Source organism: Lacibacter sp. H407, assembly GCF_037892605.1.
Taxonomy (GTDB): domain Bacteria; phylum Bacteroidota; class Bacteroidia; order Chitinophagales; family Chitinophagaceae; genus Lacibacter.
The window spans coordinates 590,125-614,896 of the sequence record NZ_JBBKTU010000001.1 but is presented as its reverse complement, the minus strand read 5'-3'; the positions used below and the strand labels follow the sequence as shown (position 1 = coordinate 614,896).

Here is a 24,772-nt window from a genome sequence, read left to right as displayed (position 1 = left end):
GGATCATTTGTTCCAGCGCCTTTGCAAATACTTTCTTACAGGTATGTCATAAAATTTCATCACCAAGTAACTGAAAGCAACCAGTAATATTGCGCCGCATGAGATCACAATTGCCAGTTCACTTGTACCGGGTTTTTGTGCAAGATAATAATGGCCGAATACCCAGATGAATGCATAATGCGTCATGTACAATGGATAAGAAACAGAACCTGAGAACATACATGCTTTCTTAACTTTTTCCGACAGCTGTGTACCTGCACCCAGCGAAACAATCAACGGAAAATAAATGATCACAGCAAACGATTCTGTAAGCCAGTTCCATTTTCCAAAGGGCATCAGGAAAGCCAGTAGTAATAATAGTGTTAGCCCTGTAAAGCCCAATTTGTTTTTAATGATCCAGTTTGAACGATAAATGAACATACCTGCTAAAAAGGAGTAGGCAACCCGTACAGCACCATCCCAAAAATTATCTTTACTCCAGCCTCCCAACAGATTTCCTGTGCGATAGGCGATGATACAAATGCCTGTTGCTGCAAGTAGTGCTAACAGTAACAAAACTGTTCGGCTCAATTTGCGTAAAATGAGTGCATAAAGAATATTAGCAATGTATTCCCAGAACAACGACCATGCAGGTGCATTAAAACCAAACAGATTAAAACTACGGTCAGTCATTATGGGAAGAGGAATGAGGAATACCGAGCTTAGAAATAATAATGCGATCATGCCGCTGCTGTATTGTGCTGCTTCATTCGAAAACGGGTCAAGAAAAAAACCAAGCAATCCCAATACAGAACCAAGCAACACCAATGGATGTAAACGGATCAGCCGGAGTTTGAAAAACGTTTTGATTCCTAATGTTTCCATGCGGTTATCATATGCATAAGCGATCACAAATCCTGATAGACAGAAAAAGAAATCAACAGCAAGGAAGCCATGTGCAATAAAGTTTTTGCTGAAGTCGGTAATGATCCATTCCATAAAATGGAATACCACAACTGCAAATGCAGCAACTCCTCTTAACCCGTCGAGGATCAAAAAATGTTGCTTGCTCTGTACGGATTCAGGAATTACTTTTTGATTGTTCATACAGTGGGGAGTGTATAAAAGCTTATGATCTGTATACGTCCCGCAACATAATCAATAATTGCTCATATCAATTATTCACGACCGCAAACTTTAAAATTATGGCACAGGCAACCTGTTAACTCAATCTTCCGTTAATTGGATTATAGGTGTTATAACTTTTAAATTCTTCTTTATGAAATGGCTTATTTCATGTGCAATGCTGTTAACAGTATGCTTTATCTATTCCTGTAAAAAATCTGATGGAGGTTCAACGGGTGGTGGTAATAATGGCGGTGGCGGAGGTGGTGGTACTACGTATACTCCCAATTGTTCAGGTGCTGCCATTCAGTTTTCAGCAAATGTGTCGCCAATTTTTCAATCGACTTGTGCCGTAAGCGGTTGTCATAATTCAGGTTCTGTAAATGGCCCCGGTCCGTTAACCAGTTATGCAGAGATCAATGCAGCCAAAGCACAGATCCGTGCAGCTGTATTGAGTGGCTCTATGCCGAAAACAGGCACATTAACAACAACACAAAAGAATTCGATCATTTGCTGGATCGATGCAGGTGCGGCAAATAATTAAATAAAAAAAGAGCGTCAAACATGACGCTCTTTTTCAAGTAGAAAAATTTATTGCTTATTGCCCTTGCGCCAAACTGTACGCTTTCTTATCGCCCCACATATTCAGTAATTCAAATGAACAGATCTTGAAATTACCACTCATGCTTACGTACAATCCAATCACGTCTTGTTGATTGAGTGGATAATCTTCAATACTTTCAAAACGTACATTGTATTGATTCACGAGGTTGGTATAAACCGAACCTGTTGGCCATACTTGCGTGCCGCGGTTGCTGATGCTTACTAATTTAAACTTAACACCTGCATGTCGCTGACATTTTTCAGCAATAGCAGTGGGTTGTTCGTCACTTTCAATAAACAGATCAACACCAACAATAGTTTCTGCATCGCCTTCTTTTGAGACCATCATGGAATTGTATTCCAATTTCAATGGAGTAGGGGTGCCCGGTTTGTTGGGAACAATTTCACGTCCGCCACTTTGCGGTTTCTTTCCAAAATTGTTGATGATGGCTTCAGCAAACTGCGTGGTATTTACAGCGGGAGTTGACTTGTCGCCAAAATCACCGGTATGAATTCCGTTTTCCAATGTATACAACAATGCATTTTCAATCAACCCGGCATTTTCTGTTAATCCAAGATGGCGAAGCATTGCCAAGCCACTTAATAACAAAGCTGTTGGATTGGCAATATTTTTTCCGGCAATATCCGGCGCTGTACCATGCACAGCTTCAAATATGGAAATATGATCACCAATATTTGCTGAAGGTGCAAAACCTAATCCGCCAACTAAACCGGCACAGAGGTCACTCACAATATCACCTTGCAGATTGGTTAATACAACCACATCAAACAGATCGGGGCGAGTAACCAACTTCATACACAAATCATCCACAATAATATCATCGGCTTTCAACTCCGGATATTCTTTTGCTACTTCATGAAAGCACTCGAGGAACAAACCATCGGTGATCTTCATGATGTTTGCTTTATGACCACAAGTGATTCGTTTTGCTTTTTTCTGCCTTGCCATTTCAAAAGCATAACGGATCACCTGCATACTTCCGGGACGGGTAATAAAACGACGGCTCAGCGCCACATCATGCGTGAGCATATGTTCAATACCGCCATAAGTATCTTCAATATTTTCACGAACTACAGTAATGTCGATGGGTATGCCTGCTTTGCTGAAAACGGTATCAACACCATGCAGTGTTTGGAAATCTCGTTTGTTGGCATACGTGTTCCAGGTTTTACGTGCTGTAACATTGATGCTTTTTACACCTTTTCCTTTTGGTGTTTCCATTGGTCCTTTAAAAAGAAGACCTAATGCTTCAATGGTTTGTTTGGCTTCAGGCGTCATGCCATTGTTGAATCCTTTGTCGAACACCCATTTGCCCATATCCACCATTTCATACTCCAGCGGTACTTTATTAGCGTCGAAGATCGACAAAACGGCTTCCATAATTTCCGGACCTATTCCATCGCCTTTAGCTACAGCTATTTTCATATGTATTCAGTTTTTTTACGTGCCGCAAAGGTAAGGCCCGGCTGCTGTTTCAAACGAGAGAAGATGGTTAAAAAACAGGAAATATCATAATACCCATTCCACTTCGCCAAAATCAAAATTCTCTTCCACTTCAATCCCCGTTTGCAGTTGGCCTTGCCTGCTCACCCCATTGATGGTTGTTGTAAAACTTCTGTTTCTTTTTTTTAACGTTACTTGTTCCCCCTTCTTATAAAGCTGCCGGTTGTATTGCTGAAGAAACTCTTCAAATCCTTCTTTTTCCAGTTTGAGAAGTGAATCAAGCAAGTTGACATGGGTGGCTTTCGCCAGTTCTTTGACCTGCGTTTCTTTACCTGTGATCTGTTTAATGGAAACAGGGTTTTGTAATTGCCCGAATGTTGTTTGATTTACATTGATGCCAATACCTGCTATTGCCCATTGCCATTGTGTGCCCCGCAGCACATTTTCAATCAAAATCCCCCCTGTCTTTCTGTCACGCCAATATAGATCGTTGGGCCATTTGATTTTGGCTTCGTTTCCAATAAATTTTTCTAATTCCTGCCGCACAGAAACTGCGGTAACCGCCAGTAACTGAAACATCTGCGTGGGTAACAGGAAGTGGGGCTGCAGAATAATGGAAAAACTCAGGTTTGCGCCGGGCTCGGTTTCCCAGCTTTTTCCCCGCTGCCCTTTGCCCTTGTTTTGATAGTGGGCAAACACAACTGTACCATGCTGTGCCACTCCTGCATGAATCAACCCCATGGCATAGTTGTTGGTGCTGTCCACAATGTCCAGCTCAATCCACGAGGTATCTGATTTTTTAAGAGGCATGGTTGCGCAAGATTGTATAATTTTGGACAAAATAAAAAGTAAAAAGCTACGACCGAACGTTCTAGCAAAAAACAGATTTATTCATTAAACCACCAAGCGATTGAGTACACTATCTCTCTTAAATAGCCGAAGTAAAGATTCAAAGGCCAGTTCCCGCATCAACAGAAACAGTAAATTATTCAAAACCATCCTGCGTGCGATCCAGGAAAAAAAAGGTGAACATATCGTAAGTCTTGATTTACGGAAGATCCCTGAAGCTGTTTCCGACTTTTTCATCATCTGCGAAGCAACCAGTACCACACAGGTAAAGGCCATTGCCGATCATGTTGAATACCTGGTGAAGGAAGAATGTGGCGAAAGTCCGTACAGGCATGAAGGTAAGAATGCGCTACAGTGGGTATTGGTTGATTACGTAAATGTGGTGGTGCATATTTTTCAACCGGAAACACGCAAGTTTTATCGCCTGGAAGAAATGTGGAGCGATGCCAACAGTGCTGATCATGAATAAATGAACGGATGAAAGCCAGGGAAAAATTTAACAAATACCGCCTGAAACTTTTAGCCACACAATTGTAATACTATCAGAAATCCCGCAGAAAAGGGAAAAAAACAAAAAGATGAGTTTGAATCAAGGAAATAATCCAGAGAATAGCGGCGAAAAGAAAGACACCCGCAAACCGTTTAAATTTAATATTTACTGGCTCTATGCATTAATAGCTGCTGTATTGATCGGCTTTAACCTGTTTCGTGGCATTGCACCAGATGCTTTACCAACATCACAAGTAGTGTTTGAAGACAGCATGTTGTTGAAAGGGTATGTAAAAAACTACCTTGTTGTAAAAAACAAAGGCGTTGTAAAAGTTACCCTGAAACCCGAAGCATTCAGCGATCCGGTGATCAGTAAAATGGTAACTGATTCAAAGCTGAAAGTAGATAAAGAAAAAGGTCCACATTTTCAGTTTTCGGTATCGGATGCAAAAACATTTGATGAACGAACCAATAAATTGATCAATGAACAACGGGCGTTGACTGGGCGGCCTATTGCACGGTATGATGATGAAGAGAATTGGCTAAGTCCACTAATCAGTTTATTACTTCCAATACTTGTGCTAATTGGATTATGGGTATTGCTGATGCGCAAGATGAATAGTGGTGGTGGTGCCGGTGGACCGGGAGGTGGTGGCATCTTCAACATTGGAAAATCAAAGGCCCAGTTGTTTGAAAAAGGAACAAGAGTAAATGTAACCTTCCAGGATGTTGCAGGGTTAGACGAAGCGAAAGTGGAAGTAATGGAGATCGTTGACTTTTTAAAGAATCCCAAAAAATATACGGCACTCGGTGGAAAAATTCCAAAAGGTGCATTGCTGGTAGGCCCTCCGGGTACCGGTAAAACGTTGCTGGCAAAAGCAATGGCGGGTGAAGCACAAGTGCCTTTCTTCAGCATCAGTGGTTCCGATTTCGTGGAAATGTTTGTAGGTGTGGGTGCCAGTCGTGTGCGTGACTTGTTTAAGCAGGCAAGAGAAAAAGCACCTTGTATCATCTTTATTGATGAGATCGATGCAATTGGTCGTGCCCGTGGAAGAAACGCTATTGTAAGTAATGATGAACGTGAAAATACATTGAACCAGTTGCTGGTGGAAATGGATGGATTTGGAGGCGATACCGGTATCATTATCCTGGCGGCTACTAACCGTCCCGATGTATTAGATCCGGCGTTGTTGCGCCCCGGTCGTTTCGATCGACAGATCTCAATTGATCGTCCCGATGTAAAAGGCCGTGAGCAGATCTTCCAGGTGCATTTGAAACCAATTAAAATTTCTGAATCACTCGATATTCATAAACTGGCTGAACAAACGCCTGGTTTTGCAGGAGCTGATATTGCCAATGTTTGTAACGAAGCGGCTTTGATCGCAGCAAGAAAAGGAAAGCCCGCTGTAGACATGAGCGATTTCCAGGATGCAATTGATCGTGTAATTGGTGGTTTGGAGAAAAAGAACAAACTCATCAGCCCCGAAGAAAAAGAGATCATTGCTTATCACGAAGCAGGTCATGCAATTTGCGGCTGGTACTTAGAGCATGCGTATCCGTTATTAAAAGTAACCATCGTTCCAAGGGGAACTGCAGCATTGGGTTATGCACAATACACACCAAAAGAACAGTATCTCTATAACATCGAGCAACTGAACGATCAGATCTGTATGACGCTTGGCGGACGTGCAAGTGAGGATATTTTCTTTGGTAAAATTTCAACGGGTGCAAGTAATGATCTGCAACAAATCACACGTATTGCCTATTCAATGATCACAGTGTATGGTATGAATGATAAGCTGGGTAACATCAGTTATTATGATCCGAACCAGGAACAAACATTTACCAAACCGTATAGTGAGAAAACAGCTGAGATGATCGATAACGAAGTGCGTTTGCTCATTGAATCTGCCTACCTGCGCACCAAAGAGTTGCTTACTGAAAAGAAAGGCGATGTAGAAAAACTGGCCAAGGCTTTATTGGAAAAAGAAGTGTTGTTCCAGAGCGATGTGGAAGCGTTGATCGGTAAACGTCCGTTTGAACATAAGAAATTGTTAGATGAAGATAATGTACCGGTAATGCACGCAGCCAATGTTGACAAAGAAGGCCGTGAATTGAATCAACCACCATTGTCGTAATTATGAGCGTTTCTCCGGCAAAAGAAAATATTCTAAAAAAAATAAGACAGGCACTGAGTCATCCGGTGCCTGTTCCTTTTCCTCTGAGTGAAGGAAACAACAGTGTATTTCAACCTCCGGTTGATGATATGGCGGTGCAGTTTGCACAACAGTTTACCAGCTTACAAGGCAAGTTTGTGTTTTGTGCTGATGAGCAGGACATGGCAGAGCAATTGTTGCAATTAGCCGCCGCAAGGAAATGGGACAAAGTGGTTTGTCGTGAAAAACCTTTGCAAAAAATGTTGCAGCAAAAGTTCCCTGTTACATTTCACCAGGAGCTTGCTGATTGTGATGTAAGCGTTACCGGTTGCGAACTGCTGGTAAGCCGTACAGGCACTATTGTATTGAGTACTGCAAATGAAAGTGGACGTACCACAAGTGTGTATGCTCCCGTGCATGTTTGTGTTGCATACAGCAATCAGTTGGTGTACGATCTCAAAGATGCATTACAGTTCGTGAAGGAAAAATACAACGGCAGACTTCCCTCATTTATCAGCTTTGCTACCGGCCCCAGCCGAACAGCTGATATCGAAAAAACATTAGTAGTGGGTGTACATGGTCCCAAAGAAGTATTTGTGTTTTTGATCGACTCGACAAAGTAACCAGAATCATACGTATAATTTTCATTTGCACTTATCTGCATTGTATCTTTAAGGCATGAACGACGCCATACAATTATTATTTGTTTACGGAAGCTTGCGCAGCGGTTTTCATGGCCCTGCATTTCAATACATCACACCCTATTTCAAACATCTTTATGATGGGAAAGTAAAAGGCAAGTTGTACGATTTAGGTGATTATCCCGCCGCATTGCCGGCAACAGGCGATTTCCATATCATGGGTGAACTTTATCAGGCAAATTCTCCTGATGAATTCAATTGGGCCATCAGCCAGTTAGATGATTATGAAGGTGTGCATCCCGAAGAAGGCGAAGTACAATTGTACGAGCGTGCAGTTACTAAAGTTTATACCAATGAAGGTGAGTTTTCTGCATGGATCTATTGGTACAAATGCGATGTAACAGATAAACCTGTTATTGAAAGCGGCGACGTGCTGGAGTACTTGCGGCAAAAAGCAAAATCCTAAACTGTGTTATACAGCTTCTTTATATTTGTTTGATGCAACTCCCTTCCGGTAAAAAAATATACTTTCTTTCCGATTTTCATTTGGGGGCACCCAACTATGAACAAAGCCTTGTTCGTGAAAAAAAGATCGTTCAGTTTCTTGATGATATCAAACAAAATGCTGCGGTCATTTTTATTGTAGGAGATATGTTTGATTTCTGGTACGAATATCGCACAGTAGTGCCCAAGGGTTATGTGCGTTTGCTGGGCAAGCTGGCGGAGTTGACAGATGCAGGAATTCCCATTCATTTCTTTGTAGGTAATCATGATATGTGGATGAACGATTATTTGCAGAAAGAATTGAACATTCCCGTGTATTACGAGCCCAAAGAATTCGAATTTGATCAAAGAAAATTTTTGATTGGACATGGTGATGGATTAGGCCCGGGTGATCATGGTTATAAGTTGCTGAAGAAGGTTTTTCGAAATCCTGTTTGTCAATGGTTGTTTGGCATATTGCCACCATACGTTGGAGTTGGCTTAGCCAATTACCTCAGCCGACGAAGCCGTGCACAAACAGGAGCTGTGGAGGAAACCTTTTTGGGCGAAGACAAAGAATGGCTGATCATTTATTGCAAAGAAGTGCTTCAGCAAAATAAAATTGACTTTTTTGTGTTTGGACATAGACACTTGCCCATTGATTTTCGTCTATCTGATACGAGCCGCTATATAAACCTCGGCGATTGGATACGTTATTTCAGTTATGCTGCGTTTGATGGAGATCAACTGACATTAGAGTATTATAAAAAATGAAGAGTATTTTTTCCATACTATGTTTCCTCATTGCATTGCAAAGCACTGCACAGGATGCTGTATTTACGCAGGTAAAAAGTATTGAAGGCGATTATATTGATTTTACGATCGACAACCTTGGAAATTATTATCTGCTTTCCAAGAATAACCAGTTGAAGAAGTTGAACGGTAATGGCGACTCAATGGGTGTGTTCAACGATGTGCGGCGTTATGGAAAACTGTATTCCATTGATGCAAGCAATCCATTAAAAGTGTTGTTGTATTATAAAAATTTTGCCACTGTTGTTGTATTGGATCGTTTCATGAACATGATCAATACCATTGATCTTCGGAAGCAGAATATTTTTCAGGTAAAAGCCATTGCACAGAGTTATGATAACAATATTTGGGTGTACGATGAGCAAAGCAGCAAGTTGAAAAAAATTGCTGATGATGGCAGTGTTCTTAGTGAGACGGTCGAGTTCCGTATGTTTCTGGATGATGTGCCTTCACCTACACATATTTTTGATCAGGATGGTTTTGTATATCTCTACGATCCGGAAAAAGGAATTTACGTATTTGATATTTATGGCTCGTTCAAGAATAAAATCTCCTATGTAGGATTGACCGACCTTGGCATATTCGGTAAAACAATTGTTGGTATTGAAAATCAGCAATTGATCGCTTACACAACAGGTACACTTATCGAACGTAAACTCCCGCTGCCGGCCATGTTTGCCGATCGGCAAAAAGTACTGATACGCCCAGGGCATTTTTATCTCCTGCAAAACGGTGCCGTGCAGCACTTTACATTTTGATGCACATAAAGTTGCAAGACGTTATTTTTGCACATGCCTGAGTTTTTACAAACACGAGTATTCGACAATCCGCTGATCAGTTATTTATGGATAGCTGTTATTATACTATCCATGTTTTTATTAAAGGGAGTTATTTCCCGTTTTTTGTGTGGCATCTTATACCGGTTTTTTCCAAAAGCCAAAAAATATGTAAGCCGTGATCAATTCATTTCATTGGTGCTGATTCCGATGGAATGGTTTATTGTTACAGCAGTTGTTATTTTCTCATTGCACAAGCTCACTTTCCCTGCGGTATTGGATATTGAATTGTATAAGATCACATCCAGAGAAATTATTGAAGCAGTTGGCAAAGCAGTGCTGGTGATTTTTTTCATTCGGCTGCTGCGCAGGTTCATTGATTTTTTAGCGCTGATATTGGAAGGCAAAACCAAAAATACGGCTGATCAGGCCGACGATCAATTGGTTGTATTTTTTAGAGATTTCTTTAAAGTGGTGGTGCTGATCATCGGCATCTTGATGTTCACCAAGTTTGTTTTCAATTTTAATATTTCCAATCTTATTACGGGGCTGAGTATTGTTACAGCCGCCATTGCATTGGCTACCAGGGAGAGCCTTGAAAACCTGATTGCTTCGTTCATCATCTTTTTTGATAAGCCATTTACATTGGGGGATCTTGTAAAAGTAGAAGCCATTACAGGAACGGTGGAAAAGATCGGGTTGCGAAGTACCCGTATCCGCACCGATCAAAAAACAATTGTAACAGTTCCCAATAAAAAAATGGTTGATACCATTCTTGACAACCTCACATTGCGAACACAACGCAAAGCAGAAATACGATTGGAGTTGCAGGTGCAAACCAATTCAAAACGAATAGAAGAGTTGATCGCTAAAGCTGATATATTATTGCAACAACAGGAAGAAATTGAGAGTTATACAGTGATATTAAATGACATTGGTGCAAAGTCGATCATTCTGCACATTGATTATTTTACACAAACAATCGAGTTTGCCCGTTTTCAGGAGATCAAACAAAATATCAATCTTCATTTATTACGTTTTATGGAAGCGCTTTCCATTGAACTTGCAGGCAATCAGCAATAGTATTTTATCTACAACACCGAAGCTTGTTTTATATATGATCAACTTACAACCGGTTCTTGAAAATGAATTCATTCGTTTGCAGCCATTGCAGCAAAATGATTTTGAACGATTATATAAAGTGGCATCTGATCCATTGATCTGGGAACAGCATCCCAACAAAGACCGTTACAAACGGGAAGTGTTTCAAACTTATTTCGAAGGAGCTATGGAATCAAAAGGAGCTTTATTGCTCATTGATAAACGCTCAGGTGAAGTGGCAGGAAGTTCACGCTTTTATGATCATAATGAAAAAGAAAGTTCGTTGCTCATCGGTTACACATTTATTGCACGGAAATTTTGGGGCCAGGCTTATAACCCCGCAATGAAAGCATTAATGATCGAGCATGCATTTCAATATGTCGATAAAATACTCTTTCATATTGGCGCAAACAATCTGCGTTCGCAAATTGCAATTGGAAGAGTTGGTGCAATAAAGCAAAAGGAAATTTCTGTTGCCTATCATGGGGAACCTGAAAAATTGAATTTTGAATATTTGTTAGAAAGGGAAAAATGGAAACAGCATAAAACAAACAAAGCAATCAAGGTTTCCTGATTGCTTTGTTCCAAATAAAGGGGAGTAAAATTATTTTGCTTTAACCAATACCTCTGCGAGTTCCTTATCATAAATGCCATATTTTCCAAACTCTTCCACACGGCCAATTTCTTTACCGCCTTTCAATACCATAATTGTTGGTGCTTTGGTAACACCTAATGCTTGTGTAAGAGAGCCAAGTGTAGTTTTCTTGCGATCAATACCAATAACTGTTAAACGCTTCATATCAAATCCAACCTGGTCAAGCATTTTCAACAGTTGAGGAAATACGATCTGCGAATCTTCGCACCAGGTTCCAACAAACACCATTAACTGAATCGTATCTTTTACTGCGGTAAGGTTTGTTACACAATCAGCATTGGGTTTATACCAACTGATATCGTTTTTCATCCAGGCAAAATCAGCATCGTTCAGTAATAACTCACGACTTAGAATACCCTTCAATGTTTTCAATCCGTTTTCCGGATCTTTTGATACTTCGTATTGTACTTGTGAAAAACTGTTAAATGATAAAAAGAGAAATACGACAACTAATAATTTCATATGTTTTGTTTTCGATGCACGAATTAATTTTTTAAAGATCAGCTTTGAGCGCCAGCAGAAATTGTTTGATCTGTTGCAAACTCTTCAGCAATTCAAATCGTTCGTCTGAATCATTTGTATGTTGCTTCAAATAATCTTTCGCAGCTTCAATGCTGTATTTTTTATTTCGAAGCAGGTAGTAGATAAGATGGATCTTTTTTATTTCGGTTGCATTATAGAACCGGTCGCCTTTTTTATTCTTACGGGGTTTCAGAAAACTGAATTCGGTTTCCCAGTAACGGATCGATGAGGGATTCAGTTGAAAAAAATCACACACTTCACCAATGCTGTAATACAATTTCTTTTTCAGTATTTCGTCCGATGGCAATTCAATAAACTCAGCATCATCACCCATATCCTTCAAACTCTTGCGTCCACGTTTTTGCTTGGCTTTGGGAGGTTTGTTCAAGGGCTTGCGTCCACGTCGTGGTGCCGACTTTGGTGGTTCATCAAACTCAAATGCTATTTGTGCAGGTGTTGCCAGTTGTAAAATCTTTCAGCAAAAGTAAGGATTCGGAGAGAAGCCGATAGCCTCAAGTTGTTATCCGATAGTTAAGCTTCATACTAAAGACTATCCACTAACTACTACCGGCTTGTATTAATCAAAGCTCTGATTACCCGTTGCCGCAATTTTCAGCATACGGTCAAACTGTTCTGGAGTAAGATCATTATAGAAAAAATAGATCGGGTCAAGATCCCGTCCGTTCTTGTGTACTTCGTAATGCAAATGCGGACCTGTACTTTTTCCGGTGCTTCCTACCCAGCCAATCACTTCACCACGACGGATGCGTTGGCCGTTTCTTGCTTTAATACGTACCATATGTCCGTATAATGTTTCGTATCCATAGCCATGATTAATTACCACATGATTGCCAAAACCATTACCGAGGTTGCCTGCCACTTTTACCACACCATCAGCCGTTGCATAAATTGGTGTGCCTTGTGGTGCAGCAAAATCAAGACCTGCATGAAATTTGGTGGTTTTGTAAACCGGATCGATCCGATAACCAAAGCCGGAGGCCAGTCTTGATAATTCTTTATTACTTACGGGTTGAATGGCCGGCGTAGCAGCCAATAACGCTTCTTTATTTTTTACCATGCCTTCAATAGCAGTAAAGGAAGTATTTTGTGCGTAGATCCTGTTGCGAAGTGTATTGATCTGTTGCAGGATGGAAGTATTTAATTCATCCTCACTCAGCCTGGCAATCATTCGGTCTTCGGCTTGCTTTTCCATCATCTTTGCACGGGCACTATCCGGTAACGGACTGGCTTCAAAAATGGAACGATACACCTGGTTATCACGTTTCTCAATTTCACGAAGTTCCTGATTCATCCGTTTGATCTCTTCGCTCAAAATAGTATAACTGTCCTTGATCCGGTTATTTTCATTGATGAGTTTTTTCTCATTCGCAGAAGGGAAATACCGATAGGAAATTTGCATGAACAGGAAGCCGGCCACCGCCACCGACGCCAAAAAACTAAACACCCGCAGCAGTTTTACCCGCAGGGGCGTCACCAGTTTCTCGTACCGGAGCGTATTGGTATTGTAGAAATACTTTACTTTCTTCATATAAGCAATCAGGTGGTCATAGGTTTGGCTTACCTTTGCTACCCATAAAAAAGGGGTATTACAAATATAGGTGTATCAACCCTCAAAAATCAATCCAAACAAGGGATCATTATGTTGACTGCAGCCGAAATACGACAGAAATACTTAGACTTTTTTGCTTCCAAACAGCACCAAATCGTTCCCTCGGCACCGATAGTGGTGAAGAACGATCCTACATTATTGTTTACCAATGCGGGTATGAATCAGTTCAAAGATTATTTTCTCGGCAACCGTAAGCCGGAGCATTCCCGTGTGGCCGATACACAAAAATGTTTGCGTGTGAGCGGCAAGCATAACGACCTCGAAGAAGTGGGTGTTGACACCTACCACCATACCATGTTTGAAATGCTGGGCAACTGGAGCTTTGGTGATTATTTTAAGAAAGAAGCGATTGCCTGGAGCTGGGAATTGCTGGCTGATGTGTATGGTATTCCGAAAGATCGTTTATACGTAACCGTATTTGAAGGCGATGCAAAAGAGAATATTCCCAAAGATGAAGAAGCATGGAATGAATGGAAGAAGGTGATTGCTGAAGACCGGATTTTGTTAGGAAATAAGAAAGATAATTTCTGGGAGATGGGTGATACAGGACCATGTGGACCTTGTACAGAAATTCATGTTGATTGCAGAGCCGATGACGAACGCAAACTGGTTGATGGGAAAACGTTGGTGAATAATGATCATCCGCAAGTGATTGAAATCTGGAACAATGTATTTATCCAGTTCAATCGGTTGAAAGATGGATCACTGGAACCATTGCCAGCGAAGCATGTAGATACAGGTATGGGCTTCGAACGTTTAACCCGTGTATTACAAAACAAACAAAGCAACTACGATACAGATATTTTCACAGGCACTATTGCTGCCGTTGAAAATATCGTCAGCAAAAAATATACAGCGGGTGATGATAAGGAAAGCGTTGCGTTTCGTGTGCTGGCCGATCATATCCGTGCTATCTGCTTTACCATTGCTGATGGACAATTACCAAGCAATACCGGAGCAGGTTATGTTATCCGCAGAATTTTAAGGAGGGCAGTTCGTTACTACTATTCGTATCTCGGGTATAAACAACCGTTATTACATCAACTCGTTCCTGTATTGGCAACGCAGTTCGAAAAAGTATTTCCTGAATTAAAAGCACAGGAAAGTTTTGTACAGAAAGTGGTGAAGGAAGAAGAAGATGCATTCTTGCGAACACTCGAAAAGGGATTGAAGCGCATTGATGATATGATCACTGATGCAAAGGGTGCAACCATTGGTGGAAAAGCAGCATTCGAATTATTTGATACCTATGGTTTCCCGATCGATCTTACACGATTGATTGCGATTGAAAATAACCTGACCATTGATGAGAAAGGTTTTGAAGCTGCATTGAATGAGCAGAAAGAAAGAAGCCGTGCGGCAACAACGATTGATACAGAAGATTGGGTTGATGTTGTTCCAAATAATGGAATTGAATTTGTTGGTTACACAACAACAGAAGCAGAAAGCAAAGTGGTAAAATACCGTAAGGTAAATATCAAAGGAAAAGCAGCTTGTCAAATTGTGTTAGATAAAACACCTTTCTATGCAGAGAGTGGTGGACAAGTGGGTGATACAGGTGTATTGAGTTTTGATGGGGAAGAAGTAATTGTAACAGATACAAAAAAGGAAAACGATCTCATTATACATTTCATTGATCAGTTGCCCGTAAATATTTCTGCACTCGTGTCTGCAAAAGTTGATGCCGAGCGCAGAAAGAAAATAACAGTACATCATTCAGCTACACATTTAATGCATGCCGCTTTACGTGCTGTATTGGGCACACATGTAGCACAGAAGGGAAGTTTGGTGAATGATGAATATCTGCGTTTTGATTTTTCGCACTTTGCAAAAATGACGGATGAAGAGATTGCAAAGGTTGAAGCATTGGTGAATGAAAAGATCAGAGCAAATATTCCAGTTGTGATAAAAGAAATGCCAAAGGAAGAGGCCATTGCATTTGGTGCTACCGCTTTGTTTGGTGAAAAATATGCAGATGTAGTGCGTGTGGTAATTATGGATGAAAACTATTCGATTGAATTATGCGGTGGTACACATGTGGGTTCAACAGGTGAATTAGGGTTGTTTAAAATAACATCAGAAGGAGCTGTTGCCGCAGGTGTAAGAAGAATAGAAGCTGTTACCGGTTTTGCTGCTGAGCAATTTGTAAATAATGAGTTCGGAACTATCCGTGTAATTCGTGATTTGTTCAAGAACCCAAAAGACCTCAGCAAGTCAATTGAAAATCTGCAAGTAGAGAACAGTGAACTGAAAAAGAAACTGGAAAAACTGGAAGCACGTCAACTTATAGTATTGCGGAATGAACTCTTGCAGAAAGATGAGATCATCAACGGAGTTACATTCATCGGCGATATTGTTGAAGTAAGTAATGCTGATGCATTGAAGAAGATCTGTTTCGATCTCAAAACAAATCTCAACGATTATGTGGCTGTGCTTTGTGCCAACATCGACGGTAAACCATTTGTTGCAGTCGGCATAAGCGATACGGTTGCTACGGCAAAAAATCTGGATGCAGGTAAGATCATTAAAGAACATATTGCACCACTCATCAAAGGCGGCGGCGGCGGACAAAAAACACTGGCAACAGCCGGTGGACAAGATGCCAGCAATTTGCAACAGGTAATTGAAAAAGTGAAAGGATTATTATAGTGTCTGATGTCTCGAAGAGCGTCTTATACATCATAACTACCAGCGTAGCTACTCAGCTACGCTGGTTTTGTTTTCAGGCAAAAATGTTAAAAAATCAAAAAATCTCCGAAATAATTCGTAAATAAGAAAATGTTCGTACATTAGCCCTGTCAACTAATAAAACCTTATTTATATGAAACGTATTTCAGTGTTTGTTTTCGCATTTGTAGCCGTTACCCAGTTGCTTACCCTTTCTGCATCGGCTCAGGAAAAAAAAGAAAAAAGGGAAAAAGAAGAAAAAAAGGAACAGATCATCATTCGTAAGAAAGGTGATAAAACCGAAAAGACCACAATCGTAATTGAAGGCGATAAAGTAACTGTAAATGGAAAGCCTGTCGAAAAAGGCGATAAAGATGTGATCATCCATCGTTTTGATGGCGATGATGAGTTTGTGTTCCGTTCACCAAAAGTTCGGGTTACAGCACCCCGCATGTACCGCAGCGGACCTGGTGGCTGGAACCAGTTCAACAGTGAAGATTTTATGAGGGACTTTGACGTTCAGTGGAAAAGCGGTCCACTATTAGGCGTTGTTACCGACGAAAATGAAAAAGGTGCCATCATTGAAGAAGTACAAAAGGAAACTGCTGCAGAAAAAGCAGGGTTACAAAAAGGCGATATTATTACCAAAGTAGGCGATCAGAAAATCACTTCTCCTAATTCACTGAGCGAAGCAATTCGCAGCAAAAAGCCAAACGACGAAGTTGACATTACCTATTTGCGTGATGGAAAAGAAAAGAAAGTAAAAGCAAAATTGGGCGAAAGTAAAGGTGCCGATGGAATGGGGACTTTCAACTTAAGGATGCCCGATATGCATTTTGGAGAGGGTCAGTTCAACTTCGAACATCTGCAACCCCGCTTGCATGGTTTGCAAAATGAAGTATTCATGTATCAGAATCGCCCCAAATTCGGAGCTACGATTCAGGATACTGAAGAAGGAAATGGCGTGAAAGTATTGGAAGTAGATGAAGATTCTCCTTCAGCAAAAAGTGGCTTACAAAAAGATGATGTGATCACTGAAGTTGATGGCAAGGCTGTAAAAAATGTAGCTGAAGCACGTGCCGCTTTACGTGGTAATAATGAGAAGAACCTCTGGAATGTGAAAGTATTACGTGGCGGAAAAACAGTGAATATTGAAGTAAAGATTCCAAAGAAACTCAATAAAGCTGATCTGTAAACCTGTCTGACGTCTCGAAGAGCGTCTGACACATTCATTCGTAGAGATTTCCTGATAAATATTCTGATTTAAGCATCCCCCGATTTGTCGGGGGATTTTTTTGTGAGCTTACGCACAGATGCTTCGGTGTAAAACGGGTATTTTTGCAAACCTTGAAACCCTGAGCTACCCTGAGCGTAGTCGAAGGGTTTGCTTTTTGTCGAGCGGTTAGTCGAGACAAAAAGAGTTGAAAAAAAACTTTATGTCGAATTACAGCGATAAATACGAAGCAGTCATTGGATTGGAAGTACATGCACAATTGCTAACGAAGAGCAAATTGTTTTGTGGCGATAGTGCAGGTTTTGGTGCAGAACCAAACAGGCATGTGAGTCCGGTTACTTTGGCACATCCCGGCACATTACCTAAGTTGAATAAAGAAGCGATTGAATTAGCAGTGCGGATGGGCCTTGCTTGTAACTGTGAAATTGAACAGAAGAATTATTTTGCCCGCAAGCATTATTTCTATCCAGACTTACCGAAAGGATATCAACTGTCGCAACACACTACGCCTGTTTGCAAAGGCGGTTTTGTAAAGATCAAAACAAACGAAGTTGAACGCACCATTCAACTCAACCGCATCCACATGGAAGAAGATGCGGGCAAGAGCATGCACGATCAACACGATCTGTATTCAGTTGTTGATTACAACCGTGCGGGTGTTCCGTTAATTGAAATTGTAACAGAGCCCGATCTGCATAGTGGTGATGAAGCGGCGGCTTATGTAACAGAAATACGAAAACTCGTTCGTACGCTAAACGTGTGTGATGGTAATATGGAAGAAGGAAGTTTGCGTTGCGATGCAAATATTTCCATTCGTTTGAAAGGTGAACAAAAGCTGGGAACAAAAGTGGAGATCAAAAATCTCAACTCCATCCGTTTCCTGAAAAAAGCAGTGGATCATGAAGTGATGCGGATGATTGACATGAAAGAAAAAGGTGAACCGATTGTTCAACAAACAAGAGGATTCAATCCGGATACAGAAACAACATTTGCGATTCGCACCAAAGAAGATGCGGATGATTATCGCTACATGGCTGATCCGGATCTGCCGCCGTTCATTATTACGGATGAATTCATCAGCCATGTAAAAGCTTCGTTACCTGAATTGGGCGAACAAAAAAAGCAACGCTTTATTACACAATATGCATTGCCTGAATATGATGCTGCTTTGTTGAGTGAAGAAAAAGAAACGGCTGATTATTTTGAAGAAACAGCTACACATACTTCATCATTCAAACAAATTGCCAACTGGTTGTTAGGTCCGGTGAAATCAGTTTTGAATGAGGAAGGAAAAGAAATTAATCAGCTTGCATTTCGTCCGCAACAACTGGCAGACATTATTCAGTTGGTTGAAAGTGGGAAAGTTAGTTACACAATGGCTACACAGAAATTATTTCCTGCAATGCTTGTTCATCAAGAAACTTCTGCATTAGAGTTGGCAGAACAGTTGAATCTGATACAGGAACGTAATGAAGATGCATTACAACAATTGATTGAAGAAGTGTTAAGCAATATGCCGGAGAAAGTAACCGAATATAAAAAAGGAAAAAAGGGATTGATTGGTTTATTTGTAGGAGAGGTGATGAAGAAATCGAAAGGGAAAGCCGATCCGAAACTGCTGAATCAATTAGTCATTGAAAAATTAGCGAACTAAATAATGAAAATGAAAAGTAGTATATACATGAAACAAACATGGATCGTTGCAGCGATTGCTTTATCGGCCGCAGCTTGTCAATCTAACGGCAGTAAAAATTTTACTGTTACCGGTGAAGTGAAAAACGCACCTGCAACAGTGGTTTACCTGGAGCAGATCTCTTTTGAAAACATGCCGCCGCAGGTATTGGACAGCATCACAGTAACCAATGGAAAATTTACACTGAAAGGAAAAGCAGCCGAAGAATCATTACTGCAGCTGCGATTTCCTCAAGTGGAAAACAGTCCGTTGTTTTTTGTGATCAACGATAAATCTGATATCACGCTCACCGGCGATTGGAGCGATATCCGTAAGCTGAGCTACAAAGGATCACCCGCCAGCGAACGCTTACGTGTATTTGTTGATTCACTTTCTGCAACACAGCAGAAGTTGTACATGATGCAGAACGAACTGCAAAATGGAGTACAAGACAGTTTGGGCATGATCAAACAAACTGAAATGACCAATATGGTAACGGCATTCAAAACATACGTAAAGAAAACAGCAATGGAAGATAAAAGTCCCATGCTGAGTATGTTTGCTACATCGATCAACATTGGAACAGATGTAACGGAAAACGAAGCCATGTTCAACAGTTTGGTGAAACGTTTTCCAAAGCATGCAGGCATTCAGGCAGTGGTAAAACAGTTTCGTGAAAGCACTGCAAACGCAGCACCACCAAAGCAAGGCACGCCGGCTATTGGTACAATGGCACCGGATATTACAATGCCCGATGTAAACGGAACGAATTTTTCATTAAGCAGTTTAAAAGGAAAATATGTGTTGGTTGATTTTTGGGCAAGCTGGTGCGGACCTTGTCGTGCAGAAAATCCAAATTTGGTAGCAGCTTACAATAAGTATAAGAGTAAAAATTTTACCATTCTTGGTGTGTCGTTAGACAAAACAAAAGAGGCGTGGTTAAAAGGTATTCAGGAAGATGGATTGACATGGAGCCAGATCAGCGATTTAAAATTCTGGGATAGTGAAGCAGTAGGTTTGTACGGCTTCAATGGAATTCCTTACAATGTATTACTTGATCCAACAGGAAAAATTATTGCAGATAATTTAAGAGGAAGTGCTTTGGAAAGTAAGTTGGCGGAAGTACTGCAATAAAAAAGGATTTGACCTATAATAAAAAACCTCTCCGATCGGAGAGGTTTTTTATTATATCTGTTTTTTACAGAATTAATAACCAGGATTCGGCTGACAAGATTTATTCACCAATAATTCAGCGATTGAAATTGGCCATATATACTGATCAGCAGAAGGTGCAACAGATCCTACATTTCCTTTTGCAGGGAATGTGGCACCTGTGCGGGCAATATCAGAAGTTCTGAAACCTTCACCAAGAAGTTCAATTCTTCTTTCAGTTAAGATCAGTGCAACTAACTCATCCTTTGTTGCAGGAGCAAAGTCGGTAATGGTTGGATCTGAGCGTTTGCGAATTGCATTCAGGATCGTTAATGCTCTTGCATCCACCGAAGTGCCGGCTGCGTTTCTTGCTAAAGCTTCTGCTAAATTAAGCATCACTTCCGCATAACGGATAACAGGGCTTGGGTCTGCTGCGTTATTTGGATTTGGAAACTTACGCAACCAAGTTTGTCCGCCTGATACTACGGTTAAAGCTCTTCTTGCATCTTCAGTTCTCCAGCCTGCGTCTGCAGCAATTCCGGGAGCGGTTAAATTTAAAGCATACTCACCTCCACCGTTAGGCCCTGGATTATAATACCAACCTAATCCATTTTGCGTACCTGGTACATCCAGAGCGGTAAATGGCATCGAAAGGATCATTTCAGAGTTAGTATAATTTGTAAAAACCGTAGCAACTGAAGCTTGAAGGCTGTTTGCTACTCCGGAAGGTGCAACCCAAGGAGCTGCGTTTGGCACAAGCTTATTTCCTTCTGAAATTACACTGGCCCAGTTGCCCATGTTGAGATACACACGTGTTTTTAAAGCAATCGCAGTATTTCTATGTGCACGGCTGGTGCTTAAGCTACCGGGATGGCTTAACGGAAGATCTGGTTCGGCTTCATTCAGATCTTTTAAGATCTGAGTATAGATCTCAGCTCCGGTTGTACGTTCCTGATTTTGTTCGCCACTTGAAGTTTCTGGCAACAACTTCAGAATTACGCCCAGCTTACTACCATTTCCATCAGTGTATGGACGAGCATACAATTGCATCAACATAAAGTAAGAAGTAGCACGTACTACTTTGGCTTCAGCAATCAGGTTCTTTTTAAGACCGTCGCTGATCGTTGTTGATTTTGAAAGACCATCAATTACCACATTACAACGGTTGATTGCAGCATAACCTGCAGCCCAAAAACCTTGCACTTCATTGGCACTTGCTGTTAAGTTAAACTGCCAGGTTAACCAAGCAGTTACAGCGTTATTGGTTCGGTTGATAAATTCTTCACCACGTACATCCTGATAAACCTGATAGCGGCCTGCATACATTTGACCTGCCTTCAATGCAGAATATAAGCCGTTAACCTGTTGTACAGATCTGGCTGAGTCACTGAATGCAACAGCATCAGACAATGCCGTTTGAGGGATGGGATCCAGCTTGGTTTTATTACAGCTTGTAATAGCTGCTGCCATGAGCAAAAATGATACTATTTTAAATTTCATAAACTTCATTTTTTAGTTGATTAAAATCCTACGTTAACACCAATATTAAAACTTCTTGCCTGTGGTACTGAGTTACGGTCTACACTTGGGTTGCCGTTACCATTACCGTTAGAAGAAATTTCAGGATCATATCCTGTGTATTTTGTTAACGTAAAAGCATTCATGATCTGGCCATAGAAACGGATGTTGTTGATACCGATTTTTTGTACAATTGTTTTTGGTAATGAATAGCCTAATGTAACTGTACGTAGTTTCAGGAAATCACCTTTTTCAACGTTTTCACTGATTACTACACCTGAACCATTGGAGATATTATCGCCAAATACGATTCGTGGAATTTCGGTCACATCGCCTGCTTTTGTCCAGCGGGTCAATGCTTCTTTTGAATTGTTCCAGCTACGCATATCACGTAAACCGGATTTTGAACCATTGTACACATAGTTGCCACCAGAGAAGAAGAACAGCATGTTCAGATCAAAATTGTTGTAACGGAATGTATTATCCCAACCACCTGACCATTTTGGCAAAGCTGGTCCAATGATCACACCATCATTTGATTGGTCTGCAACACGAGGAGCAACAGCGCCTGTTGATACCAATGTCCAACGCTGGGCAACGGGTGCAGCATGGTTGTATTGTACAGCTGTACCATCACGGTAATAGAAAATACGCTGACCATTCGCAGGATTTACACCGCCGGTACGAACTGCATAAAAACTACCAATTGATTCACCAACACGAATCATACTTGGACGCTCTAAACCTGAAGTAGCAGGCTGAATGTCAGCACCACCTGCAGCTAAAGCAGTTACTTCGTTTCTAAGCGTTGTGATATTGAAACCTGTATTCCAAGTAAAACCTTGTTTCTGAATAACAGCTGCATTGATTGTTAATTCAACACCCTGATTTTTCATGCTGCCGATATTCTGAAGAATAGAGTTACCCGGAATTCCTCTTGAAGGAGCTTGAGGTTCGTTCAAAATGAGGTTGTCGACATTATTGATGTAGTAAGTAGCCTCGACATTGATTCGATTATTCAGGAAGCCCATTTCCAAGCCAATATCAGTTTTCTGACTGGTTTCCCATTTCAGATTTCTGTTTCCTGCTTGCGAGAAGAATAATGATGGGTTTGTACCATATAAGCCACTGCTGAAAAAGCTCCAGTAAGCAAAATCTCCAATTCCCTGGTTGTTACCAACCACACCATAACTACCTCTTACTTTCAGATTGCTGAAAACTTTCGACAAGCCTGAATTCATAAAGAAGTTCTCATCGCTGATAACCCAGCCTGCGGAAGCACCCCAGAAATTACCATATTTGTTATCAGGAGAAAATGCTGAATAACCGTCTCTGCGTCCGTTCAACGACAGAAGATATTTTTTCTGGAAATCGTAGTTCACACGACCGAAGAAAGACGCTAAGTAGTTTTCACCCAGAAAGTTTCCGGATGGAACGATCGTGTTGAAACCACCCTGAAATTCATTATAGAATGGATCGGTTACACCTTGACGGTTAGCACCCCAACCTTCCTGAAAAGTATATTGTTGTTCGTTACCGATCAATGCAGTAATGCTGTGATCGCCGAAACTTTTCGTGTAGTTCAATACATTCGATAAATTCCACCTTTTGTAGGTTTGATTTGTGTTAAACACAGAACCTCCATTGGCAACACCGTCACCATGGCGTGCATTCTGGAACGCTTTGTTTACCACAGTTAAGTTATCGATACCAAAGGTTGTTCTGAAACTAAGGCCATCAAAAATTTTCACATTACCATAGATGTTTGCAATAACACGGTCGCTGGTTGATGAGAAAGTGTTAAGATCTAACAACATCTGAATGTTTGTGAACTGTAACGGTGTAAGATTGGCACCCTGGCCAATTGTATTACTTACAGTATTAATGTTGTAATCTCCATTGTTAAGAAATACAGGCACGTTTGGCATCAGGTTAAAGCCCAAACGGCCAATACCTGAGGTTGCAAACGCACCACCGGGCGTAGAGCCAGAGTTTACACCATCATTTTTTGAATTGGCATATTGGAATTTTGTTCCTAAAGTTATCCGGTTGTTTACTTTATGATCCAGGCTCATGGTAGCGTTCAAGCGGCTAAAATCATTCGCTCTGATCATACCTTCCTGCTTCGTATAAGCGCCGGAGAAGTAGTAGTTGGTACGCTCATTTGCTCCCGATATGCTTACGTTGTGATTTTGAGAAGTACCTGTTCTGTAGATCACATCATACCAATCGGTGCTTACAGGATTACCATCTGGTCCGATATAAGGATAAAAACCTCTTGTGGTTCCGTTAGGAGGAGTGCCAGCATTGGTTAAGCCTTCATTTTTGATCAACTCGTATTCACGTCCATTTAATACAGGAATCAGGTTGAATGGTTTTGTAAAACCAACCCATGCATCGTAGCTAACTTTTGCACGTCCTTGTTTTCCTTTTTTAGTAGTGATGAGTAACACACCTGCTGAGGCTCTTGAACCATAAATGGCAGCGGCAGCGGCATCTTTTAATACATCAATACTTTCAATGTCGGCAGGGTTAATATCGCCCAATGGGTTGTTGGCAGCGTTACCGTTACCAACATCACCTGAAAAGCTGGGAATTCCATCGATAACCACTAACGGGAAAGAACTCAAACTGATTGAGTTTACACCACGTACCCTGATCACCGGAGGATTGTTTACAACACCATTTGGAATAGTGATGCTTACACCGGCAGCACGGCCGGAGAGCGCCTGATCAAAACTCTGAATCGGCATGTCTCGTACTTTTTCGCCACCAATGGTAGCAACGCTGCCCGTAAGGTCTTTCTTACGTACTGTACCATAACCTACCACAACTACTTCAGCAAGCGAACGCTCTTCTGAAATCAACACAATTGAAACCTCCGACTTGTTACCGATCGGAACCTCTTGTGTTGCAAAGTTGATAGAAGAAAATACCAGTACTCTGGCTGTTGATGGAACGCTTAAACGGTATGTACCGTCGGCTCCGGTTGTTGTACCTACTGTGGTACCTTTTACTGTAACAGAAACTCCAGCTAATGGAGCGCCGTCTTTTTCGTCAGTTACCTTACCGGTAACAGTTTTGTCTTGGCCGAAGATGTGGTATGAGCACAGCAACAGCGACAACATCATTACGATTTTTCTCATGCTAGTTTAGGTTTATAAATGAAAATTGTTTCCTTGTTTGCAGGGTTTTCAGAAGCGCTGTCAATTTTCTGTTTCCTTATATGGTCGGTCCATCGT

Annotated in this window: 21 protein-coding genes; 13 read left to right on the top strand and 8 right to left on the bottom strand. The window is 41.1% G+C overall.

The window, feature by feature from the left end; genetic code table 11:
* Nucleotides 1-3 precede the first annotated feature (3 nt).
* Complete coding sequence (locus WG989_RS02620; protein WP_340427154.1) at nucleotides 4-1,086, bottom strand: acyltransferase family protein; 1,083 nt, start codon at nucleotides 1,084-1,086, stop codon at nucleotides 4-6.
* A gap of 172 nt (nucleotides 1,087-1,258) precedes the next feature.
* Here WG989_RS02620 and WG989_RS02615 point away from each other — a divergent pair, with 172 nt between their 5' ends.
* Nucleotides 1,259-1,648, top strand: coding sequence for a hypothetical protein (locus WG989_RS02615; RefSeq protein ID WP_340427153.1), 390 nt, complete (start codon nucleotides 1,259-1,261; stop codon nucleotides 1,646-1,648).
* A 54-nt stretch (nucleotides 1,649-1,702) separates the two neighbouring features.
* Here the strand turns inward: WG989_RS02615 and WG989_RS02610 are convergent, their stop codons facing one another.
* Both WG989_RS02610 and WG989_RS02605 read right to left on the bottom strand, forming a co-directional pair.
* Complete coding sequence (locus WG989_RS02610; protein WP_340427152.1) at nucleotides 1,703-3,154, bottom strand: NADP-dependent isocitrate dehydrogenase; 1,452 nt, start codon at nucleotides 3,152-3,154, stop codon at nucleotides 1,703-1,705.
* An 84-nt stretch (nucleotides 3,155-3,238) separates the two neighbouring features.
* Nucleotides 3,239-3,982 (bottom strand): biotin--[acetyl-CoA-carboxylase] ligase, encoded by a 744-nt coding sequence (locus WG989_RS02605; RefSeq protein ID WP_340427150.1) that lies wholly within the window; start codon nucleotides 3,980-3,982, stop codon nucleotides 3,239-3,241.
* Between the two features lie 100 nt (nucleotides 3,983-4,082).
* Here WG989_RS02605 and rsfS point away from each other — a divergent pair, with 100 nt between their 5' ends.
* From rsfS to WG989_RS02565, 8 genes are all read left to right on the top strand, one after another.
* Nucleotides 4,083-4,490 carry a ribosome silencing factor gene (rsfS, locus tag WG989_RS02600; protein ID WP_340427148.1) on the top strand — a complete coding sequence of 136 codons (408 nt, stop codon included), beginning with the start codon at nucleotides 4,083-4,085 and terminating at the stop codon, nucleotides 4,488-4,490.
* Nucleotides 4,491-4,599: 109 nt separating this feature from the next.
* The gene (gene ftsH, locus WG989_RS02595; protein WP_340427147.1) at nucleotides 4,600-6,648 is read left to right on the top strand and encodes an ATP-dependent zinc metalloprotease FtsH; all 2,049 of its coding nucleotides are present in this window, start codon (nucleotides 4,600-4,602) and stop codon (nucleotides 6,646-6,648) included.
* Nucleotides 6,649-6,650: 2 nt separating this feature from the next.
* On the top strand, nucleotides 6,651-7,289 hold the full coding sequence (locus WG989_RS02590) for a LutC/YkgG family protein (protein ID WP_340427146.1): 639 nt from the start codon (nucleotides 6,651-6,653) through the stop codon (nucleotides 7,287-7,289).
* A 55-nt stretch (nucleotides 7,290-7,344) separates the two neighbouring features.
* Nucleotides 7,345-7,773 (top strand): gamma-glutamylcyclotransferase family protein, encoded by a 429-nt coding sequence (locus WG989_RS02585; RefSeq protein WP_340427145.1) that lies wholly within the window; start codon nucleotides 7,345-7,347, stop codon nucleotides 7,771-7,773.
* A 32-nt stretch (nucleotides 7,774-7,805) separates the two neighbouring features.
* Nucleotides 7,806-8,564 (top strand): UDP-2,3-diacylglucosamine diphosphatase, encoded by a 759-nt coding sequence (locus tag WG989_RS02580; RefSeq protein ID WP_340427144.1) that lies wholly within the window; start codon nucleotides 7,806-7,808, stop codon nucleotides 8,562-8,564.
* Nucleotides 8,561-9,361, top strand: coding sequence for a hypothetical protein (locus WG989_RS02575; protein ID WP_340427142.1), 801 nt, complete (start codon nucleotides 8,561-8,563; stop codon nucleotides 9,359-9,361). Before WG989_RS02580 ends, WG989_RS02575 begins: the two co-directional genes overlap by 4 nt.
* Nucleotides 9,362-9,394: 33 nt before the next feature.
* Nucleotides 9,395-10,462, top strand: a complete 1,068-nt coding sequence (locus WG989_RS02570; protein WP_340427141.1) for a mechanosensitive ion channel family protein — start codon at nucleotides 9,395-9,397, stop codon at nucleotides 10,460-10,462.
* Between the two features lie 34 nt (nucleotides 10,463-10,496).
* Nucleotides 10,497-11,054: a GNAT family N-acetyltransferase gene (locus WG989_RS02565; protein WP_340427140.1), complete on the top strand. Its 558-nt coding sequence runs from the start codon at nucleotides 10,497-10,499 to the stop codon at nucleotides 11,052-11,054.
* A 30-nt stretch (nucleotides 11,055-11,084) separates the two neighbouring features.
* Here WG989_RS02565 and WG989_RS02560 read toward each other — a convergent pair whose 3' ends face one another.
* The 3 genes from WG989_RS02560 to WG989_RS02550 all read right to left on the bottom strand — a co-directional run bounded on the left by WG989_RS02560 (nucleotide 11,085) and on the right by WG989_RS02550 (nucleotide 13,206).
* On the bottom strand, nucleotides 11,085-11,597 hold the full coding sequence (locus WG989_RS02560; RefSeq protein WP_340427139.1) for a thioredoxin family protein: 513 nt from the start codon (nucleotides 11,595-11,597) through the stop codon (nucleotides 11,085-11,087).
* Nucleotides 11,598-11,628: 31 nt separating this feature from the next.
* The gene (locus WG989_RS02555) at nucleotides 11,629-12,045 is read right to left on the bottom strand and encodes a MerR family transcriptional regulator (protein WP_340427137.1); all 417 of its coding nucleotides are present in this window, start codon (nucleotides 12,043-12,045) and stop codon (nucleotides 11,629-11,631) included.
* A gap of 189 nt (nucleotides 12,046-12,234) precedes the next feature.
* Nucleotides 12,235-13,206, bottom strand: coding sequence for a M23 family metallopeptidase (locus tag WG989_RS02550; RefSeq protein WP_340427135.1), 972 nt, complete (start codon nucleotides 13,204-13,206; stop codon nucleotides 12,235-12,237).
* 111 nt (nucleotides 13,207-13,317) lie between these two features.
* On the opposite strand from WG989_RS02550, the gene alaS reads away from it, so the two are divergent.
* From alaS to WG989_RS02530, 4 genes are all read left to right on the top strand, one after another.
* Complete coding sequence (gene alaS / locus WG989_RS02545) at nucleotides 13,318-15,936, top strand: alanine--tRNA ligase (protein ID WP_340427133.1); 2,619 nt, start codon at nucleotides 13,318-13,320, stop codon at nucleotides 15,934-15,936.
* Between the two features lie 172 nt (nucleotides 15,937-16,108).
* A complete protein-coding gene (locus WG989_RS02540; RefSeq protein ID WP_340427132.1) occupies nucleotides 16,109-17,149 on the top strand; it encodes a PDZ domain-containing protein in 1,041 nt (346 codons plus the stop codon).
* Between the two features lie 241 nt (nucleotides 17,150-17,390).
* The gene (gene gatB / locus WG989_RS02535; RefSeq protein WP_340427130.1) at nucleotides 17,391-18,842 is read left to right on the top strand and encodes an Asp-tRNA(Asn)/Glu-tRNA(Gln) amidotransferase subunit GatB; all 1,452 of its coding nucleotides are present in this window, start codon (nucleotides 17,391-17,393) and stop codon (nucleotides 18,840-18,842) included.
* A gap of 9 nt (nucleotides 18,843-18,851) precedes the next feature.
* Nucleotides 18,852-19,994 carry a redoxin domain-containing protein gene (locus WG989_RS02530; protein WP_340427129.1) on the top strand — a complete coding sequence of 381 codons (1,143 nt, stop codon included), beginning with the start codon at nucleotides 18,852-18,854 and terminating at the stop codon, nucleotides 19,992-19,994.
* A gap of 72 nt (nucleotides 19,995-20,066) precedes the next feature.
* On the opposite strand, the gene WG989_RS02525 is transcribed toward WG989_RS02530, so the two are convergent.
* Together WG989_RS02525 and WG989_RS02520 are read right to left on the bottom strand one after the other, a co-directional pair.
* Nucleotides 20,067-21,512 carry a RagB/SusD family nutrient uptake outer membrane protein gene (locus WG989_RS02525; RefSeq protein WP_340427128.1) on the bottom strand — a complete coding sequence of 482 codons (1,446 nt, stop codon included), beginning with the start codon at nucleotides 21,510-21,512 and terminating at the stop codon, nucleotides 20,067-20,069.
* A gap of 20 nt (nucleotides 21,513-21,532) precedes the next feature.
* Nucleotides 21,533-24,676: a SusC/RagA family TonB-linked outer membrane protein gene (locus tag WG989_RS02520; protein ID WP_340427127.1), complete on the bottom strand. Its 3,144-nt coding sequence runs from the start codon at nucleotides 24,674-24,676 to the stop codon at nucleotides 21,533-21,535.
* Nucleotides 24,677-24,772: the final 96 nt, after the last annotated feature.